The following is a 21357-nucleotide window of genomic DNA, read 5'->3' as shown; positions in this document are numbered from 1 at the left end:
GATTGCTTACCTATTTATGTTTTTCAAGCTCAATAAATAAAAAAGGGAACGTTTCTACGTTCCCTTTTTTAGATAATTAGTGAGGTAGCTTAATTTTCTATTATAACTTTCGTTTGTTTTTGACCTGAAGGTCCATTGGCTTTAATAATGTAAATGCCGGGTTTCATGGTTTTCGTTACGGGCAACTCCGCCGAAACAATTCCATTCGCATCTGTTTTAACAGTTTTAGCCTGATAGATTTGTCCGAAGCTATCATAAATAGTAAGCGTTACGGGTTCTAGTTTACCAAAATCAGCCAGATCTACATAAATTTTTGATCCAATGGTATTTGGGTTAGGATATACTTTCAGCACAGGTTCTTTATCAGTTGCCTTTTTGGTAACCTTATTTATCATTTTATTAGCATTAGCTTCTAACGATTCAATGGTTGTGGAATCATTGACTTCGTACTGAATACCAAATCCAACTAATTCTACGGATACCACTTGATCTTTCTTCCGTTTTTGGCTAGATGCTTCGAGTTTGGCTGTTTTTAACCCTGCCGAAGCGGGAAAGAAAGCGATATTAAAGGTTACGGAGCTGTTTTTACGAATTTTTACCGGTTTATTTGGTTTAGCATTGGGTTGCCCTGTCATTACAAACTCCCTCGCATTTTCTCCTACAATTCCCAGGTTTTTCAATTTAAGGTTACCCCGGCCAGTATTTGATATGGTTACGGCATGTTGGGTAACTTTAGAATAATCGGGCAACTCTGGCTTGCCCTTATCTTTGCCCTTGTCCTTGTCCTTGTCCTTGTCTTTATCCTTATCCTTATCTTTTTTAGTGGTAGGTGCAGTAGCCAGCGAATTTACAATTTTAGAACTAGCTGTTTGCGTAACTCCCACCACTTCGGTAGCAGTAATCTTCTCCGGAAAAGCAGTGGCAAATCCATCTTCGTCAGAAATGCTGCTCACCCGCAACAAAGTAATTTGAGCGGTTCTATCCGGAATATTGTTCCAGTTAAACTCAATCACGTACAAATTACCTGTTTGCACATCTTCCACAATATCCAGTGGGTTAATAAAGCCCGACATTCCAACTAAACCCTTGGTACCGGCACCCGTGTAACTTGTCAGGATATCGTAATCTGCTTCCGGGCTGCCTTTTGTTAAGGAACCTGGTTGTAATACAATTATATCGCCCCCGCCACTAAAACGACAAACCAGTAATTTGCCTTTTAAAGCGCCGTTAAAAGCATTGCTCTTGTATTCGATTGCCCCATTAGGTGAGCGGTTCAGTTCAAAATTAAAGGCGGCTCCCCGGTAGTTAGTGTCTGATCCTAAAGAACTAGGATATTTCGGATTATCGGCGTAGCCCCGGTTAGCCACGTACTCGCCACGTAAAGGATTAGGGTGCCCAAAATAACCCACCCCTTTGAGCGGATTAATACGGAATAGCCAGTCATTTTGCACCTTCACTCCTGAAGTAGCAGCTACAGCCGGGCCATTGTAGAAGGTGCCATCTGGTCGGCGGGTACCCGTCACGGAAATCGGTGTGTTACCACCTGCCGCAGAACCGTTGGCCGGTGCATATAACTGACCATTACTGTGCCATACCAGATCGTAGGAATTCCGAACTCCGGAGGCATAGATAGTAAGCGGCGCGTTACTGGCAAACGGATTATACGTACCATCGCTCAACCGCAATTGACTAGCTGTAGCTGTATTTATTAAATTTTGGTCAGAAGTAGTTTTAACGTCGAGGGGTAAAGTGGTAAGTTTGGCAAGGTCTAAACGTAAAATGGCAGCCGACAATAAACTTTCGGTACGCTGCCACGAACCATCGTACGAACCCATCGAACTATTACTACCCTGGTCGATGTACATAGCGCCGTCTGGCCCAAAAACTAAACTATTTACTAAATGGTCTTTGGCCGAACGAGGTAGGTTAGTTACCATTAATTGTTCGATAGCTAACCCGGATCCGCTTAATCTGGAAATTTTACCGTCAAATTCCGGTGCGGCAGCTAAGCCAGAAGAGCAATGCGATACATAAGCTACTAAATTGGACGCAGTAGACGTAGGCGCAAAAACTAACCCAATAGCCGAGCGGTCGCCGTATTTGCCTTGTAAAGTATTAATAACAGCTTCGTAGGTAAGGCTGCCATCCTGGTGATTAATGGCATACCGTTCAATATTGCCGTTAAGTAAAAGAGCATAAAATTTACCATCCGGGCCAATGGTTAAAGAAGAATACTTCTTGTTTTGGGTACCTGGAATGGGCACTTTCGTAAACTCCACTAAAATTGGATCAACCGGTTCAATGGCGGCACCTGTAGTAAAAATAGCGTTATACGGAACGAAGGAAGCACCACTAAGTGATTTAACGCCATCCGTAACCATAAATTTATAAGTAGAATTGGGCTCTAAGGCAAAAGTAGGCGAAAAGCTGATCGCGTCACCACCGCCGGTACCTTGCACCACCCCTTGTATTTGAGTAGTAGTATTGCCCGATACTTTGAGAAGTAAAACTGTATTAGTGGTAATGGTGCTGTTGTCTACGCCTCCCTGGTAACCTTCTACTTCGGGTACAAATAAGTTGTTAGCCGCAATACTGGAAGTATTTACACTTACACTAGTAGCACTATCCGCTGGTGTAGAAGAAATAACATAAGGGTGAGGAGCGCTTACCGTCAGTATGATAGCAACACTTGCCGTTCCGAAGCCGGAGGCTTCGGCGTTTATAGTGGCTTGGTAAGTACCTACAGGCAGGTCTTCGGCTTTAGAATAATCAAAAATTACATTTGGCTCGGCACCGGTATGGCTCGGATTAAAACTTAACCAGTCACCTTTATCCCCATCGTATTGCGCAGAAATAGTGTACTGCACATCATTTTTATTAGTGGTATTGCTTAAATCTAAGGAGAACGTTTTATTACTGCTGATATCTCCTTTTTCTACGGTTATTTGCTGCTCGTTTAGAGACCAAAACGCAAAAGGTCCATTTGTAACGGGTACAATTTGCGTGGAGTTGATTTTAGTATTAAAGCCACCATCGGCATCAATCGTTAACAAACCATCGGTAACTGCTACCCGTACCTTGGCTGATTTAAAGCGGGTGCTGGTTCCGGTAGAACCCGAGGGTATAAAATCCGAAATGGCCTGGCGGCCTTCTACGTTCACTGAATGGCTTTCGGGCAACGTATAAACACCGGCATCACCGGCCGAAACGGTTACATCGTAAATGCCATTGGCTACTTTCATTTCCCAGAAACCTTCGGCTTTAACACCGTTAAAAGCGCCAACTACATCGTCGGCTTGCATGTGGATTAAAGTAGCTAATGTGGCATCGGCAGGCGTATTTCTGTTCCGGCCATTGCCTATTATATCTAATAAACTGTTGTCACTTCTTTTTCTCCAGCCATATTGCAAACCCGTGCCCTGGTTTGGACTCGTACGCGTACCAAATGCCTGACCATAATCTGCTAACCAGCCCGAAGGCGGAACGGTAGACTGATCCTGAAAATTAACTTTAACTTCAGCTGCTGGGTTTACCATTACAGTTACGTAATCCTGACTACTCGCCACATTTTTATCGTCTCTTACGGTAAGAGTAAACTGGTATTTACCCGCGTAAAAATTACTAATTGTAGGAGAAGCAACTGTTTTACTGCTGAAGGTAGCTGTACTTGGCCCGCTTACTTGTTTCCAGGTATAGCTGCTGATAGTGCCATCAGAATCTGTTCCGGAACCCGTTAAAGTTACTTCGTTAGCGGGCAAAGTTATTGCTTTATCCGGACCAGCATTAGCCAAAGGAGCTTTATTGGTAGCATTAGTGCTGTTAATTACCGTAAAAGATATAGTTTTAGCGGTACCCGCTGTTCCTTTACCACCCGAACTCGAGTAGGGAGTTGCCTTTAAAGTATAACTTCCTATTTTTGGCGTCCAGGGTAAATTGTCGCCGAATAATTCATACGGACCTTTCGATTCTATTTGGTTTCGGCTTTCCGTTCCGCTTAAAATAAAAACCACACTGCCAATGGTAGCCGGACTAGTATTGGCTCGTATATTAATATTTGTGGTTGGTAACGTAGCTAAATTAATAGTGCTGCCACTTGTAAGAGTTTGAATGGTAGCTTTGGTGGCGGAATTAATTAAGATAAAGCTGCTTATTTGTTCACCCGCAAAAGCCGTTTTTAAATTGGCAGAACCGATATAATCGGCAGAGGTATTTTTAATAGGAACAACTTTAAAAGCAGATGCTTGACTTTGAGAGCTAATTAAAAAGTAAAATAGCAAAAGCAAATAGCATTTAATAGGGAGTGATAGTACGTTAAGAGATTTGGGTACAAGCTTTTTTTTCATACAATCAAGGTATTAGTTTTCTGAAAGGCTGCAAGTTAGTATTTGTTTCATTATAATTATTAATAACCAGACTGGTGAAAGGTTACTGGTCCGTTACCAACTTTATTTGATGTTTATACTACAAACAACAATAATTAGGATACAAATCGTGCAAATTTAATTTAAGGATAACAACCTGGAATAAGTAAGAGGCTCGTAATGTAGATCTTACAAAGCAAAAAAAGGGAGAGTATTAAAATGATGAATTTTCATAAAGATATTCTAAAAAGTAAGATTTAGTAAATAATTTTGGTTTAGACACACTAGTCGCTTTTCAAATATGCGCCATAAAGTCTTTGCCAGATTTTAACTTAGTACTGTTTAATTAAATATAGTAATTATACTACATTTAATTGTTGAAGGTTATTCTTTTGGACAAATTTTGAAGGGCTTATTCTGGCGTGTGGATAAATCAGAACTATGATTGCCAGCAAGTAGTTTTTTACTTTGTTATGATTCCACAACGTAGCTATTCTAACTACATGAGCAACAAAGTACAGATTGTTTTTAGTAAATATTACTTAAAAGACTAGCAATAAGGTCAGTTAGAATGAAATTATTACGAACTGGTTATTTTACGAGCGTACGAGATACAGATAAGTTTAGAAAAAAAGGAAGCTCTTTTCTTTATTCAGTCATCTTGGAAGAACCTATTGGTTACCTACTAGCTCTCTAAGAATACTAAAATAAACAGTAAGTAACCTGATAATAGAATTTTATCTTTCTTAATCATTCTTTGTGTAAATAGGTGTTTCTCTCGAACACACTTTTTTAATAAAGATAGTTGGGGTAGTTACCTTGGGTATTTGCCTTCGGAAAATGGAAAATTAAATTCAAGGAGTTTAACGCACTCCGTTTTCCGGGAACTTGGCTGTTTTGGTGCGGTAAAATGCCAAAATATCTTCTAAATCTTTCTCGATGTTGCCCGTTGGATAAAAAATTGGACCAACACCGGCTTCTTTTTTAGCATAGTCGAGGTAACCTAGGCAAATAGGTACATTCGCGCCAACTGCAGCATGATAGAATCCCCGGCGCCAGCGGGGCTGGTATTTACGGGTTCCTTCCGGCGTAATCATAATTACCATTTTTTCGTTCTGGTTGAAAATGTCAACCATGGCTTGTACCAGGCTATTATTTTTACTTCTATCAACGGGCAAAGCGCCCATGTATTGAATCCACGGACCCAATATAGGCCATTTTATTGCTTCTTTTTTAATAGTAAAACGTACATCTACCCCCATAATGTAAAAGGCGCAGCGGGCATACAAAAAATCCCAATTACTCGTATGCGGCGCAGCTATCATAATACATTTAGGAACGTTCGCCGGAATACGGCCAACAACTTTCCAGCCCGATACTTTAAAGATAATATGAGATAAAAATTTTGCCAGCATTGTGAATGAGAAGTAAACACTAAAAAGCCAGTTCTTTCGCTTTGAACTGGCTTTTCCTGTTAAAAGTAAGAAAAAGATTTTAATTATCTATTGTAGTAAACTGAATTATGGTTTAAACAGGTAAGATTGATTACTTTATTTTAAGCCCTAAAGCGCCTGTTAAACTTGTGGTTAATAAGTGATTTGCCTTAATATTTGTTACGCGGACGTTCTGTTTGAATGCCCATTTTACCCCGGTAAAGGAAAGCATGCACGGCCACGCCAAAGGCAGGGCCAAATTCGGTTTGCCGGACTACCCCTGCCGAAGTAGGATAATTATTTTGTAAGTACCGGAGTGATAAAAGAGGCTCTATGGCTACTTTTTGATTAATGAAATGGGTATAACCAACAGCTAACTTTCCTTCCAATAATTTAGAATCCACATTAGAATTGAAATTCCTTAGCCCCATACCAAAACCGGCTTCCCCGAATAAACCATTAACCACGTAACCTCGCACAAAAGGACCGTACAGGAAAAAGGTGCTGTTGGGGCCATTGCCTTTTATTTCGTTTTTATAATTAAAATAATTCAGGCTGGCCTGCAAACCTACGGCAATAGTAGGAGAAAGAAAATACCCGGCTTTTACGTCGCCTTTAAAATCAGCAACAGTGCCCTTATCCGGATTACTTTCCGGGCTACTAGCTGCGCGGGAATAACTTCGGAATGATCCGTTAATAGAACCACCTACTAAGTAGGTGCCTTTCTTCACGTAGGTTTGGAGTAAACTGCGGTTTGTTTGAGAATAAGCCGAAGTAGAAAAAAGTAAAAAGAAGAAAAGAAGATAACGCATATAGATTTAAATTTTGTTATTTACATATTTGATATAAATAACAAATGATATGCCGTACTTTAATCTATTTCCTTCTTTGAATTATTCAATAAGCATTTTAGAATATTAAATATCTATAAGTTAATTAATCTTTTAAAGCTAACAACTTGTCTGACAAGCTTAAAGTATGTTCGTAACCCGCTTCAAACATTTTGCGGGCATTTTTTAGATCCGTTAAACTAAAATACTTTAACAAGGGCGGCTCAATTACTAAATTGCAAAAAGATAGGCGGGGTTCGACTGTATTGTTCACCGCCAAATGGCAGGTACGTTCCAGAATACTCCGGAATGTTTTTAATTCGGCTTCGGAGTTCATGGGGTTTACGTGGCTGGCAATCCGGAAATCGGTTATATTTACTAAACATTCTACCGGTAAATTATTAAGCAATCCACCATCTACCAGCAAATAGTTTTGGTACTCTACCGGCGGACTAAGTACGGGAACTGTATTGGAAGCTAACAAAGGTTTGATTAACTCGCCTGAAGAAAAATATATAGTTGTACCCTGGCGTAAATCGGTGGCACAGATATAAAATGGTAAGCTTAAATCTTCGAATGTTTTGTTGCCTAAATACTTAACAAATTCTTTCTCCAAATTATCTAAACGGATTAAGCCGCGTTTGTTAAAAGCTGGCCGGGCCAGTTGCCAATAAGATATTCGGGTAGCAATTTCAAAGATTTCTTCCGGGGCAAACCCGGCAGCGTAAAAAGCGCCGGCAATAGCGCCGGAGCTTACCCCCGACAGAGCGTGTATCGGTATTTGTAGTTCAGTAAGAGCTTTTAAAGTTCCTAAATGCGCCATGCCGTGCACCGCACCGCCCGACATCACTAACCCAATTTTCATCTTTTATACGTCTGCTAAAGTAAAGGCTTCGTTCATACGAACACCTTTTTCAGTAAGTTTTACGGTGCAGCACTCGTGAACAGGATCGTGTTCAAAATATAATATGTATTGTTCGGTAGCGGCAACATTTAAGAAACTCTCTTTTTCCTGTAAAGTTAGCAAAGGCCGGGTGTCGTAACCCATTACATACGGTATAGGTAAATGCCCCACGGAGGGAAGCAGGTCCGCGACGTAAACTATTTTTTTGTCTTTGTAGGGAATTACCGGTAACATCATTTTATCGGTATGCCCATCTACGTACAAAATATCGAACTGATGAAAAGGTGAAGGTTGCTGTGGATGAACAAATTTTAAATGGCCACTTTCCGCTAAGGGTAAAATATTTTCCTTTAAAAAGCTAGCTTTTTCGCGGGGGTTCGGTTCAGTGGCCCATTTATAATGGTCTGGATTGGTCCAGTAAGTAGCGTTTGGAAAAGTAAGTTCTAAAGATGCTCGATTGGTATTATACTGTACGGCACCCCCACAATGATCGAAATGCAAATGGGTTAAAAAAACATCGGTAATATCCGAAAAAGCAAACCCCGCCTTTCGCAGGGATGATTCTAAAGTATGCTCTCCGTGGAGGTAATAGTGCGAAAAGAATTTTGGGTCTTGTTTGGTGCCGATCCCCGTATCGATTAAAATCAATTGATTGCCGTCTTCTATCAGTAAACAACGCATGGCCCAGGTACACAAATTATTCTCATCGGCGGGATTAGTGCGTTGCCAGATACTTTTAGGAACCACTCCAAACATAGCACCCCCGTCTAATTTAAAAAAACCGGTTTCGATAGTATGTAGGCGCAATTTAGTTATGAATTAAGAGTTGAGTTATGAGTTATAAATGAAGATGTAATTACTTTATTTTATTTACGACTAAGGTCAATTTTTGACTTACAATCTTATCGATTACCTTAAAAGTAATATAAACTTATAACTTATAACTCATAACTTTCAACTTACAACTCCTGCACCACACCCATAGCAGAGAATTTCTCAATTCTTTGAATGGTGCGCTCTTCGGCAGGTATAGCTTCTAATTCAGTTAAGGTTTTTAGAATATTTTTTTTGAGTATACGAATCATTTTTTCGGGTTCGGTGTGCGCTCCCCCTAATGGCTCTTTAATAATACCGTCAATTAGACCGTTCTTTAACATATCGGTAGCGGTTAACTTTAAGGCTTCGGCAGCTTGTTCTTTGTAATTCCAGCTACGCCATAAAATGGAAGAACAAGATTCCGGTGAAATAACCGAGTACCAGGTGTTTTCGAGCATGAGCACCCGATCGCCAATTGCTATTCCTAAAGCCCCACCCGAAGCACCTTCGCCGATTATAATACAGATAACCGGCACTTTTAACATAAACATCTCTTTCAAATTCCGGGCAATGGCCTCGCCCTGGCCACGTTCTTCAGCTTCCATTCCCGGAAATGCTCCTGGCGTGTCGATAAACGTAACAATAGGTTTGTTAAATTTTTCGGCCATTTTCATCAAACGTAAGGCTTTGCGGTAACCTTCCGGATTTGCCATTCCGAAATTGCGCAGTTGCCGTTGTTTGGTATTACGGCCTTTTTGCTGGCCAATGAACATAATAGTGCGGCCATTTATCTCGCCAAAGCCACCTACCATGGCTTTATCGTCCGAAACGTTACGGTCGCCGTGTAATTCAATAAATCGGGTGCTTAGGCCTTCAATGTAATCTAAAGTATAAGGGCGATCTGGGTGGCGGGACAATTGTACTCGTTGCCAGCGGGTTAAGTTCGCGTAAGTTTCTTTTTTAAGAGTTTTAATTTTTTCTTCTAACGCTTTTACAGCTTCGGTTACATCTACCTGGCTTTCAGCCGCCAGTTTTTTCATCTCTTTCAGTTTGCCTTCGAGCGCTACAATAGGTTGTTCAAAATCTAGAAGCATACATCCGGGGTTAGTTCTACTACACAAAGTTAAGGGAATCTTAGAATTTACGTAAGAGTGCCGTAATTAATTAATAAAGCATAAAATAGTACCCTGGCTTTGAAACAGATAGCTATTAACTTTAAAATAAAGTAAAAATATTTAGGAGAAGGTATTGCAGAATAAAATTTAACCCTATACATTTGCATCACTTTAACGGAAGAACAAACCTTCAGATTAAAGAAAACGGTCCGGTAGTTCAGTTGGTTAGAATGCCGCCCTGTCACGGCGGAGGTCGCGGGTTCGAGTCCCGTCCGGACCGCAAAAAAGCCCTTAGCTTAAGTCCTAAGGGCTTTTTTTATTTGCTTCGGAAATATTTCGGACACTAATTTCAAGTAAGTAAATTCTTATAAATTTATATTAGGGCTTGGACAATATATAATCGGGACTGCCTAAAAGACTATCCACTTAAAGACGGATTATAATACTCTTCCTTTAAAATAGGTAAGAAAAGAAGTCTTACCTTTAAACTTTACTTATTTTCACCCTGGTGCAGGAACTCTATCTTTAGTGTAACCTATCCGATCTATATGCCGGCACTTGACTTGCAACCTTCCGCGGAGTTAGAAAAACTCTCCGGTATTGTCAAACGCATTACTTTCCACAGCGTAGAGACCGGCTATACCGTGCTAAAGGTAAACAGCTTTCAAAAGCCGCAGGAAGAAATCACGGTACTGGTGCACCAATCCAAAGTATTTGCCGGAGCTACCCTGGACTTTTATGGTCAGTGGACCACGCATCCGAGTTATGGACTGCTATTTAAAGCTACCAAGATTATTGAGCGGAAACAAGCAACGGCTAATGCTCTGGAAAAATACTTAGGTTCCGGGTTGATTAAAGGGGTAGGGCCGGTAACCGCCAAAAGAATCGTCAAGCATTTTGGTCTTCTCCGGAAATCAATGTTGTATCAGCCACGACGGTGGCTGTTGCACAACCTACTGTTTGAGCTTAATCGTTGAAAAAGATTAGGACTAATTTTTAAAATTATGCAGGGCAAGAAGGTCGTGGAAGATGAGAAGGTGCTGCTCTTCTCGCTCTCGGCACACGTACCGGAACACAACTTTTATCGCCAGTTGAAGCAGCAGCTTAATCTAGATTTTCTCTACGAGCTTACCCAACCTTACTACGGACGATGTGGTCAGCAGTCAATTGATCCGGTTGTTTTCCTTAAACTCTGCTTGGTGGGCTACTTGGAGAACATCACTAGTGATAGGAAACTTATAGAACATTGTAGCCTTAGACTAGATCTGCTTTACTTTTTAGACTACCAGTTAGATGAGCCCTTACCCTGGCATTCCACGGTGAGTCGTACCCGCCAGCTTTACCCCGAGGCCTTGTTCGAATCGTTGTTTGATCAAGTTTTCCGTTTATGTGTCGAGAAAGGCATGGTTGCTGGTCATCAGCATGCTATCGATTCCGCACCTATTAAGGCGAATGCTTCCATGGACAGCTTGCTTTTAAAACAACCCACTGAAACGTTAGAAATGCACCTGGTAGTAAATGCCCCTACTACCAATGGACCAAGCCAAAATACCACCAGGAAGCCCGAGCAATTTGTTTCGGCACCCGAGCATCAGTTAAGAAAGTTAGAAAAGCACCAGGATCATCTAAGAGAAACTCCTAAAGGCTTAGGGGGCCATCACGAGAAAGCACGCCTGGTCAGTAATAAGACGCACTACAGCCCAGCGGATCCGGATGCCCGTATATCGGTCAAACCAGGCAAAGCCCGACAACTCAATTATCATTGTAGTCTGGCGGTGGATACGGCCACAGGCGTCATCAGTCACGTGCAAGCGGACTTTGCGGATGGCCGGGACAGCCAATATCTGCCCGCTATTACCTGTAGATTGCAACGACGGCTATTAGATAATGATCTGCATTTAGCAGAACTACTAGCCGATGGTGGTTATTCTAACGGAAGTAACTATGCCTTCTTAGAGCAAAGAAAGATAACGGGCTGGATACCTGTATTTGGTCAGTACAAACCGGAGATAGCAGGTTTTCCCTACGACCAACAAGCAGACCATTTCACCTGTCTGGCCGGGAAGGTACTCGCCTTTAAGACCTATGACACCAATGCGGAGGGAGGGTTACTAAAAATCTACCGGGCTACTTACCAGGACTGTAAACAGTGTTCTTTAAAACCAACGTGTGTTCCCAAAAGCCAATGTCGGCAAATCACGCGAACCGCTTACGATCCGGAGTATCGGCGGGCTCTGGCCAGGCAACAAAGTAGAAAAGGCAAACGCATGAAGCGGCTCCGACACAGCACGGTAGAGCCGGTTTTTGGCAGTTTGATTCAGCACTATGGGCTCCGGAAAATAGGGGTGCGCGGGAAAGCTGGGGCTCACAAAGTGATGCTGCTGGCTGCTTGTGCTTTTAACTTAAAAAAATATCTGAAGTTTAAGCCGGTGAAAGTGGTAAGCCAAGCCATTGCGCTCCAAAAAGAGCAAGAATCTGCTTTTATCCGCTATTCTTTTGCTCTTACTAAGCAGTTTTCAACTTAGAGAGCACTATAAGGGCGAAAATAAGTTCGAACAAGGAAATCGGCACAGCTGAAAAGGTAGTTGTGCAACAGCCACGACCGTTTCTTGAGACAAAATAAGAGTCTCCCTAAAGAGGCTTTTTTCAGCTAAAAACCGTATCAAATGACCATCTCACCAATCAAAAACAATTTTGTATATTTGAGATGGCATTCGTGAGACAATTATGAAAATCGGTTACGCTCGGGTGAGTACCCAGGATCAAAAATTAGAATTGCAATTAGATGCCTTGACTGGTCAAGGGTGTGAGCTCATCTTTCAAGAAAAGAAATCGGGGAAAAACAAAGAACGACCCGAACTGGCAAAGCTGCTGGGCCAACTCCGGTCTGGTGATACGGTGGTTGTCTGGAAGCTGGACCGGTTGGGTAGATCCTTGCGGGATTTGATTGACCTGGTAGCCGAGTTTCAGAAAAGGGGAGTAGACTTTGTGAGTTTACAGGATGGGATCAACACGGCTACTTCCACCGGTCGCTTTACCTTTAACATCTTTGCTTCCCTGGCTGAGTTCGAACGAGAGATTATTAAGGAACGCACAAAAGCGGGCTTAGTAGCGGCCAAATCTCGGGGTAGAGCAGGAGGGAGGCCCGCTGGTTTATCCCCGGCCGCCCAAGAAAAAGCCAAGTCGGCCAAAGTACTTTTGGCCTCAGGTAATAAACCCGAGGAAATCGCCAAGATTCTGGGGATCTCCCGGGCTACTTGTTACCGGTACCTGGATTATACGGCTACCGAATCAAAGTCTTGACTCAGCCATTTAGCCGATAGCACATGAATCGTATCCTCCAGGTAGTAGGCATTTCTTTGATCATCGGAACCGCTTTCGGCTTCTATTTCTATTTCACTAATCTCAACCGGAACGTCATCCTTATATATAATTCCATCTTGTCTAGTGTCTCTATTGGCTCCCTGATGATGTTGTTTATCTACCAAAGACAGGTAGTTCTGCGGGGTATTCGATTAGAATCGCTCCGGCTCCTGGTGATGATGCTGTTATTAGTAATCGCGGCTATTCTGGGTACGGAGCTAGCGCACGGGTTACGGGAAGTCGTGCTATTTCACCGGGAGTTTCACTTTACGAATAACCAGAATATTTACTTTCTAAACATCATTATTGTCTTTGTCACCGGCATTCCCATCTACCAGCAGGAAGTTTGGAAAGAACATACTCAGGTTAGAATCCAAAAACAGCAATTTGAGTTGCTGCAGTTAAAGCAGCTCCAGACGCAAACCGAACTAGAGATGCTGCGGGCGAAGATCAATCCCCATTTTCTCTATAACGTTCACAATGCCATTGCCGGGCTCATCTATGCTGCTCCTGAGCAAGCCGAGCAAATGGTGCTGCTTTTATCGAAGTTCTTCCGCTTTACGCTGAACAAAACCAGCAACACCTTTCATACCGTGCAGGAAGAAGTAGAGATTAGTCAAACCTATTTGCAACTACAACAAATCCGGTTTGGGGAACGGCTGCAAACGCATTGGGCCATGGCTCCGGACTGCCCGAACGAACAGCTGCCTTCCTTTATCCTACAGCCACTGGTAGAGAATGCCGTTAAGTATAGCGTTGAACAAGTACCGGGTCCCGGTAAGATTGCCGTATGCATTTATAAGGATCATGATTGGTTAGTCCTGCAGGTGGCCGATGAGGGTCCAGACTTTAAAGAACCGCTGCCGTATGGGTTTGGTTTACAAAGTATTTTGGATAAGCTTAACCTGCTTTACCCGGATCAGTACACTTTTACCCTGCACCATCATCCCCATAAATATGTCCAAATTCGACTTTACTCCCCAGCCAATTAAAAAGAGCGTTCTGGTGGTCGATGATGAGGTAATTGCCCGCCAACGGTTACGACAACTTCTCCAACCGTACCAAACCCAATTAGAAGTAATTGGCGAAGCCAGTGATGGCCAGCAGGCGCAGCAACAGATAGAACAGTTGCGCCCGGATGTCGTGTTTTTGGATATTGAAATGCCGGGTAAAAACGGCCTACAGGTAGTAAAAGAATTACAATACCAACCTTTGATCGTCTTCGTAACGGCCTATGAGCAATACGCGGTTAAAGCTTTCGAAGAAAATTCGCTGGACTACTTGCTCAAACCCGTGGAGCCGATACGCCTGGCTCGGACCGTTCAACGGTTATTAGAGCGGCAGCAACCAAGTCCTGTCTTGCCGGCTCAGCTACAAGCGCTCCTGGAGCAACTACAACCGGTCAAAGAGTTAAAAGTGATTCCGGTGAAGACGGGGGATCAAATTGTGTTAGTACCGGTGAAAGAAATCGTGTTTTTAGAAGCGAAGGATAAATACGTAACCCTCCACTTAGTTAAGAAAAAGTATCTGTTGGACCAGTCGCTTGCTTATTTAGAAGAACGCCTCCCCGCAGATTTTATCCGGGTACAACGAGCTTACATTATCAATCAAAATCATATTCAAGAGATACGCAAGTACTTTAACGGCGGCTTCGTTTTTACTATGGCTACTGCGACAACCACTAGCATCAAAAGTGGTAGTACGTACCAGGAAGAATTGAAGCGCCGGTTCGAGATATAAGGAGTTGGATCCCCTAAGTCCGTCCCTATTACTTAGTAGTTCATCCTCCTAAATCGGGAGCTCATCAGATTAATCTGGCTGAAGGGGCCTCTTTTCGCTTTTCTTACGGGGAAAAAGTAAAAGATGGAAACTTTGCACCGCCTCAACATTAGCTTGCACGTGCTAGCGGGAACCTTGGCCTTAATCGCCGGATTTGTGGTTCTCTTCTTGGCTAAGGGAAACCAAAAGCACGTTCGCTTTGGGCGTTATTTTCTTTGGGCTTTAAGTGTGGTTATCCTGACGGGACTGCTAGGTGTTATTGTATTTAAAAGGAATACTTTTCTGCTGGTAATTACGCTCTTGAGTGGCTATACCGCTTTTAGTGGCATTAGAACGCTGCGGCTAAAAGGCCAGAGACCTCAACTATTAGATGCATTAGTGCCGGTAGGAGTGATGAGTGCGGCCGGGTATTACCTGTATTACATACAATCCATTGGCATGTTTTGGGCACCGGTTGTTATTTATTCGACTTTAGGAGCGCTTTTTTGGGTAACCCTCTATGACTTAAGCCGATTTTTCCTTTCCCAAACAAGGCGACAAAGGCTTTATATAACGGAGCATATCTATAAGCTAGTGAGCTCCTTGATTGCCATTACTTCCGCTTTTACGGGAACAGTTTTACCCCAATATCAACCGTACAGCCAGATCTTACCCACGGTTTTTGGCCTTACTTATATCGTAGTAGCAGCAGTTTATTTCTTTAAAAAACCTGTGAATCGGTCTATTCGCCTTCCCATTACTGCCGATCAGTAAGTGTAAGTACATTTACTATAATTAAATGTCCCTTTAACTAATGTAAAACGCTAAGGCATTAAAACATAAGGTACGTCCCTTCCTGATTCCTGAGAATGTAAAGGCTATGTTTTAAGTATATATTTATAACTTTGTTATTGAGTTAAGCCCTTCTTTATTCTATTTCTTTATGACTAAATTCCTATATACACGAAGAAACTAATCTAGCTCAATCAATACAGCAAGCCGTTAAAACTGAATTTGGTGGTTTTGTTAGATTTTTTGTTTCTTCAAATGGACAGACTATTCCTGCCGGCACTAGCTTTTTCAATCATATGATAAGGCTGGCAAATGGAAAGTAAAATTAATTCGGGAATTGAAAGCAGCAAGTTTCAAAATACCTATTAAACTATCTGATAGAATTTAAACAAGATGGACCTAACTTTTTATACATCTTTACTAGAGGATGTTAAATCTCGTATCCGAATAGCCCAGACGAAAGCAACTTTGGCTGCTAATGCAGAAATGATTTTCTTGTACTGGGATATTGGCCAATTGATTTTTCAGCGCCAACAAGAACAAGGCTGGTCAGCTGCAGTAATTCCTAGACTGAGTAAAGACTTGAAAAATGAATTACCAGAACTCAAAGGGTTCTCCGAACGCAATTTAGGGAGAATGCTGGCTTTTTATCGGGAATATCCACCTGAAAAAGATCAGTCTGTAAATTTGCCACAGTCCGTGGCAAATTTACAGACTGATAAGATGCAACTGAAAGTTGTTGCTCAGCTTCCATGGGGGCATAATTTATTGTTAATTGAAAAAATCAAAGATATGCCTTCCCGGATGTGGTATGCCCAACAAACTATCCAAAATGGTTGGAGCCGGGATGTATTAAGCCTAATGATTAAAAGTAATCTGCACTTAAGACAAGGCGACACAACTAATAACTTTGCTGAACAACTACCTAATCCGCAATCAGACCTAGCTAGACAAAGCCTTAAAGATCCGTATATTTTTGATTTCTTGACTCTAACTCAACCTTTTACAGAAAGAGAACTAGAGGTAGAACTTACTCGGCATATCGAAAAATTCTTATTGGAGTTAGGTACTGGTTTCGCTTTTGTAGGCAGACAGTACCATCTAACAGTAAGCAATCACGATTATTACTTGGACTTATTGTTTTATCATCTACATATGCGATGCTTTGTAGTAATTGATTTAAAAAAAGGAGAGTTCAAACCTGAATATGCTGGGAAAATGAATTTTTACTGTTCAGCAGTGGATGACTTGTTAAGACATGCAACTGATGGTCCCACCATCGGATTAATTCTTTGCCAGACCAAGGATAAAGTAATGGCTGAGTATGCCCTCCGGGATGTAAAAAAGCCAATTGGAATTTCTGAATTTGAATTAACTCGTGCTCTTCCTGAAAACCTCAAGTCAAGTCTGCCTACGATTGAGGATATTGAAAATGAATTAACTCACAATAAATAAAATTAAGCTTTATGAAATTTATAGATCGACATGATATTGAAAGATGGGCAGAGCGATATGACTCAAAGGGTTACTTGCCAAACTTAATTTCAAGACTTGTGCGATCTACTACTCCTTTAGGTACATTCGTAGAGTTTCCTGACGGTAGCAGTACATTTATTGGGGGTTGGGATGGTAAGGTGATTTGTAATGAGTCAACCCCATACGTTCCTGCAGGTACGTCACTGTGGGAGTTCGGTACAGAAGTAAGTTCTGCAGGAAAAGCGAACAGAGACATGGCAAAACGGACAGCAGATACGCTTGGATATGAGCCATCAGATTGTACCTTGGTTGTAGTTACTCCCAGATTTTTCAAAAAGAAAGATGAATTTAGACAAGAGAAAATAGCACTAGGTATTTGGAAAGATGTGCTTATTTATGATTCGCGGAATTTGGAAGAATGGTTTGAAATAGCCCCCGTGCCTTCACGATGGTTCTCAAGTTATGTCAAAAAATATCCCCCAGACGGGATCATAACTATTGAAGAGTATTGGAAGGAGTGGTCTACAGGACCGATTGGCATACTTCCACCAAAAGCGGTAACAGCAGGAAGAGAATATGAATCTGATCAACTCCTAAAATTTCTACAAGGAGCTCCAGCAATTTTACCCGTACAAGCTTCATCAAAGGATGAGGCTGTTGCTTTTATTATCGCAACAGCCATGCAGTTCGAAAAAGCCCATCAAGAAGCATTTGCCGCAAAGGCACTTGTGGTAGATACGTCTGCTAACTTCAGAAGTATTCGAATAAATCAGTTTGGACTCAATCTTATTGCAAAGTTTGATCATCCACAAATTTTGTATGCAGGTGTTGCAGATGGTCATCATGTCTTAGTCCCGTTGGGAGCAGATGACACCTTTAATCAAGATAAGTTGGTTTTGCCACTAATTGATAGAGATGGATTGGTTGAAGCGTTAAAATCGATGGGGATATCCGAAACGATAGCTTCCAGTTATTCAAAGGAGAGCGCTCGAAATATAACCGTTCTCAAAAGGCTTTTAAAATTTCCTCAGAATTGGCTAGAATGGGCTGAACCTGAGAATGCCAAAGAGATTATTCCCGGAATGTTGATTGGCAGATGGAATGAAAAAAACAAAGGGGATATTGAGCTTATTGAAAAACTGGCTCAAGAAGACTACAAGAACTTTATCAAGAAGATCTCAAGATGGAATGAACATGAAACTCCACCATTTATAAAAATAGGTGAAACTTGGCGATTGACTTCACCTCTTGATGCTTGGGCTCATTTGGCTGAACATCTTTCGTTAGAGAACTTAAATAGTCTTAAAGAATGTTTTTTCGAGGGGTTTAAATATGGTAACCCTACACTAGAACCAGATTCAGATAAAGCCACTTTTACTCAATTCTTATCTAAAGAAAAAAAATTCTCATCATGGGCTCGTGAAGGGTTAGCTCAATCCTTAATTCTTATTGGGTTATATGGCAAGGGGTTAAAAATTCTAGATTTGGAATCACCTCAACTATGGGTTGATGACATTATAAATGAGTTACTGAATGATGCAGATGGTCAATTGTGGGTTTCATTAAATCATGAAATGCCTCTTATCTCCGAAGCTTCTCCCAATAGTTTCTTTAACGCCATTTTTGACTCGCTTGAAAAATCCCCTTCTCCATTGTTGGAAGTTTTTCGAGAGGTTGAAGGCTTTATAACTCCAACTAGTCATCATACTGGTTTGCTTTGGGCTTTAGAGGGGTTGGCTTGGGATCCTGAGTATTTGAATGATTCAGCTATAGCTCTAAGTAAATTAGCTCAAATTGATCCAGGTGGAACTATTTCTAATAGGCCAATTAACAGCCTCGTTGAAATATTCAAACCTTGGCATTATCAAACTTTGGCGAGTTTTGATGAACGCATGAAAACCGTTCGTCAAATTGCTACTATCACCAAAGAGATAGGCTGGACTTTGCTTTTACAAATGCTGCCTCAAAATCACGGAGTTGGTCATCCGACTCAAAAAATGCGTTGGAGAATGCTTGATCATAGTTTTGATAAAAGCTATACCTACAAAGAGATTTGGGATACCCATTCCGAAGTTGTTGACATAATAATTTCTGTTTTTGACTATTCAGAAGGTCAATTATCTGACCTTCTGGAGAGTATTATTAATTTATCTATTCAAGACCGTGAAATTTTACTGTCCTTCTTGGATTCCGAGTTAGATAAAATTCAGCAAGTTGAATATAATGCTTGGCACACCTTGAGAAATAATCTTTCTCATCATAGATCATACCCTGATACTGATTGGGCTTTAAGTGAAGAAGAATTAAAAAAATTGGAAGTCGTTTATGAACGTTTAACACCTAAAGATTCTATATTAAAATATAAATGGCTCTTTGACGATCAGTGGCCAAGATTTCCAGAAGGAAATGAACTTGATGAAGGACAAAGTGAAAGCCGACACGATCAAATGCAAAAGAAGATAGATGATCGAAGAGTCGAAGCACTTAAAATAATACTTGAGGAATATGGATTAAGTAAAGTTATTTCCTTGAGTCAGTCTATTAAGGAGCCTTGGTTCTTAGGAGATACCTTAGCCAAGGTGTCAAATAATGATGAGGTATTAACAGAAGTTGTTGAACTGTTAGGTACATCGGATGATAATGTTCTGAGATTCGCTCAATCATTTATTTACCGAAAGTCAATTCTAAACGGAGAAGAATGGATAATTCATTATTTCGAACAGTTTGATAAAAAGCAGATAAAGAACAAAGCACTTGCTAAGTTTTTCATACCTCTGAATCAATCAAAAAAACTATGGGATTTTATCAACGGACTCTCTGAAGGAATCAAAAATGAATATTGGCTTCATATGAACCCTCGCTTTTATCGTTTAAACCAGGATGAGATAATATACGGACTCAAAGAGCTTTTAAATCATTCTAGATTTATTAGTGCAATTGATGTTGCTAGCCATTCAAAGGAAGAAATTCCATCAGATTTAATTGTGGAAATATTGGAAAAGGCAGCTACAATTGAATCTAAAGAGACAGCTCGTCTTCATGGTTATGAAGTTGATCAACTTTTTGAAGAGATTGATAAACGTTCAGATGTGGAACGAGGAAAAATGATTCACCTCGAATGGTTATATCTATCAATATTGGCGTCCTATGGTAATAGAAGGAATCCACGGGTCTTACATGATGAGCTAGCAAATAACCCAAAATTTTTCTTAGAAGTACTAAAATGGGTTTACATGCCCAAAGACAAGGAATTAGTAGAAGAAGAACGCCAAGGCTTGTCTGAAGAAATTATTGGGAATAGAGCTATGCAAGCCTATAAGCTGCTTGACTCTTGGAAGAGAATTCCTGGAGTAAACGAACTAGGTGAAATTGACAAAGATAATCTAGAAAATTGGGTCAAAGAGGCTAGAAAATTAGCCCAAGAAGCTGATCGTATTGAGGTAGCTGATGCTCAGATTGGTCAATTACTGGCACAATACCCTGAAAAGGGATCAGATTGGCCGCCTGATGAAATATGTCAAATGATTGAAATGGTTAATACAGATAGTATTAAAAGAAATTTTTCGTCAGCTACACATAATAAAAGGAGCTTCTCATCAAGAGGGCCGTTTGATGGAGGTAATATAGAAAGAGGTCATGCAGAATATTTTAGTAAGCTTGCTAAGGGACACCGTAGAAAACACCCAATTATTGCCCGAATCTTTGATGGATTAGTTGATGGATATTTACGTGAAGCCAAAAGAATGGACGAAGAAGCAGAGAGGAGTAAGTTGGATTATTAAAAAATAAAATGGCTTACTACAAAGGCATAAACGTCATCCTGGGGCTGATAACATCGCTTGCCATTTAGCCAAGTACTTAAACAGCAATTTAAATTAGGAAATGGATTCTAAGAACATTCATATTTCTTTTCGTCGCTATTTAAATTACATCAATTGGGAGATGCACGAGGAAAGCGAATGGATTTTTGTCGGGGTAAAAGAAGAATTTAATAAGACAGAAACTACTAAGATTTTAAATGCCTTCTTTGAAGAAAGTGAATTATATCTTATTATAGATAGACATAACTCATTCCTAATCCAGAAAGAAGAGGCGATTACAAAGGTTCTAGAATTTATTAAAGAACATAATCCTACTCTTGTCAATATGGACTTTAGTAAAATCATGGAGTTCAGTAAGATTGGAGTTATAAGATTAGGAAATAGAAAATTAGAAGTAGAGTAACAATAGGTAAAAACTTCTAAACGGCAGCTGGGATGTACCAAGCTGCCGTTTAGTGTATAAAATCTAGAAACCAGTTTCTATTTATCATAATAGTAGTTATTAGGACATTTATTACCTTCCTTCAACTTAACCTTTCAACTTTCCTCTTTTCCACTTTGGTTGCCTCAGTATCGAACAACTAAGTGTTCGTTTTTGGAACAACCTGGTTGGTACTTCACCCATTTAAATTGGCCTTACGAGCGCCCAATGGCTGTTTTATCTTCTTGGTTCAGTATTTGGTATGCA

15 protein-coding genes and 1 tRNA gene are annotated in these 21357 nt (G+C 40.8%); 10 read left to right on the top strand and 6 right to left on the bottom strand.

Annotated features, from left to right (window positions below; genetic code table 11):
- Nucleotides 1–89 precede the first annotated feature (89 nt).
- The 6 genes from HUW48_RS12550 to HUW48_RS12525 form a co-directional block, all read right to left on the bottom strand.
- Nucleotides 90–4343: a PKD domain-containing protein gene (locus HUW48_RS12550; protein WP_182415994.1), complete on the bottom strand. Its 4254-nt coding sequence runs from the start codon at nt 4341–4343 to the stop codon at nt 90–92.
- Between the two features lie 881 nt (nt 4344–5224).
- Nucleotides 5225–5776 (bottom strand): lysophospholipid acyltransferase family protein, encoded by a 552-nt coding sequence (locus HUW48_RS12545; RefSeq protein ID WP_182415993.1) that lies wholly within the window; start codon nt 5774–5776, stop codon nt 5225–5227.
- A 188-nt stretch (nt 5777–5964) separates the two neighbouring features.
- Nucleotides 5965–6606 (bottom strand): hypothetical protein, encoded by a 642-nt coding sequence (locus HUW48_RS12540; RefSeq protein ID WP_182415992.1) that lies wholly within the window; start codon nt 6604–6606, stop codon nt 5965–5967.
- 124 nt (nt 6607–6730) lie between these two features.
- Entirely contained in the window at nt 6731–7489 is a 759-nt protein-coding gene (locus HUW48_RS12535) for a patatin-like phospholipase family protein (protein WP_182415991.1), read from the bottom strand.
- A gap of 3 nt (nt 7490–7492) precedes the next feature.
- Entirely contained in the window at nt 7493–8335 is an 843-nt protein-coding gene (locus HUW48_RS12530; protein WP_182415990.1) for an MBL fold metallo-hydrolase, read from the bottom strand.
- Between the two features lie 152 nt (nt 8336–8487).
- Nucleotides 8488–9438 (bottom strand): acetyl-CoA carboxylase carboxyltransferase subunit alpha, encoded by a 951-nt coding sequence (locus HUW48_RS12525; protein WP_182415989.1) that lies wholly within the window; start codon nt 9436–9438, stop codon nt 8488–8490.
- A gap of 227 nt (nt 9439–9665) precedes the next feature.
- Here HUW48_RS12525 and HUW48_RS12520 point away from each other — a divergent pair.
- The 10 genes from HUW48_RS12520 (at nt 9666) to HUW48_RS12475 (ending at nt 21072) form a co-directional block, all read left to right on the top strand.
- Nucleotides 9666–9739: transfer RNA gene (locus HUW48_RS12520), tRNA-Asp, on the top strand.
- Nucleotides 9740–10007: 268 nt separating this feature from the next.
- Complete coding sequence (locus tag HUW48_RS12515) at nt 10008–10436, top strand: YrrC family ATP-dependent DNA helicase (protein ID WP_220464028.1); 429 nt, start codon at nt 10008–10010, stop codon at nt 10434–10436.
- 27 nt (nt 10437–10463) lie between these two features.
- Entirely contained in the window at nt 10464–11984 is a 1521-nt protein-coding gene (locus HUW48_RS12510) for an IS1182 family transposase (protein ID WP_182411627.1), read from the top strand.
- A gap of 202 nt (nt 11985–12186) precedes the next feature.
- Nucleotides 12187–12762: a recombinase family protein gene (locus tag HUW48_RS12505; protein ID WP_182415988.1), complete on the top strand. Its 576-nt coding sequence runs from the start codon at nt 12187–12189 to the stop codon at nt 12760–12762.
- 23 nt (nt 12763–12785) lie between these two features.
- Nucleotides 12786–13814 (top strand): sensor histidine kinase, encoded by a 1029-nt coding sequence (locus HUW48_RS12500; protein ID WP_182415987.1) that lies wholly within the window; start codon nt 12786–12788, stop codon nt 13812–13814.
- Complete coding sequence (locus tag HUW48_RS12495; RefSeq protein ID WP_182415986.1) at nt 13780–14562, top strand: LytR/AlgR family response regulator transcription factor; 783 nt, start codon at nt 13780–13782, stop codon at nt 14560–14562. Before HUW48_RS12500 ends, HUW48_RS12495 begins: the two co-directional genes overlap by 35 nt.
- Nucleotides 14563–14685: 123 nt before the next feature.
- Nucleotides 14686–15354 (top strand): hypothetical protein, encoded by a 669-nt coding sequence (locus HUW48_RS12490; RefSeq protein ID WP_182415985.1) that lies wholly within the window; start codon nt 14686–14688, stop codon nt 15352–15354.
- 411 nt (nt 15355–15765) lie between these two features.
- Entirely contained in the window at nt 15766–16827 is a 1062-nt protein-coding gene (locus tag HUW48_RS12485) for a PDDEXK nuclease domain-containing protein (RefSeq protein ID WP_182415984.1), read from the top strand.
- An 11-nt stretch (nt 16828–16838) separates the two neighbouring features.
- Complete coding sequence (locus tag HUW48_RS12480; protein WP_182415983.1) at nt 16839–20630, top strand: hypothetical protein; 3792 nt, start codon at nt 16839–16841, stop codon at nt 20628–20630.
- 100 nt (nt 20631–20730) lie between these two features.
- Nucleotides 20731–21072, top strand: coding sequence for a calponin homology domain-containing protein (locus HUW48_RS12475; RefSeq protein WP_182415982.1), 342 nt, complete (start codon nt 20731–20733; stop codon nt 21070–21072).
- Nucleotides 21073–21357: the final 285 nt, after the last annotated feature.

It is taken from the genome of Adhaeribacter radiodurans (assembly GCF_014075995.1).
Classification (GTDB): domain Bacteria; phylum Bacteroidota; class Bacteroidia; order Cytophagales; family Hymenobacteraceae; genus Adhaeribacter; species Adhaeribacter radiodurans.
Note: the sequence above shows the minus strand (reverse complement) of the source record. Positions and strands in the feature narration are given on the sequence as shown.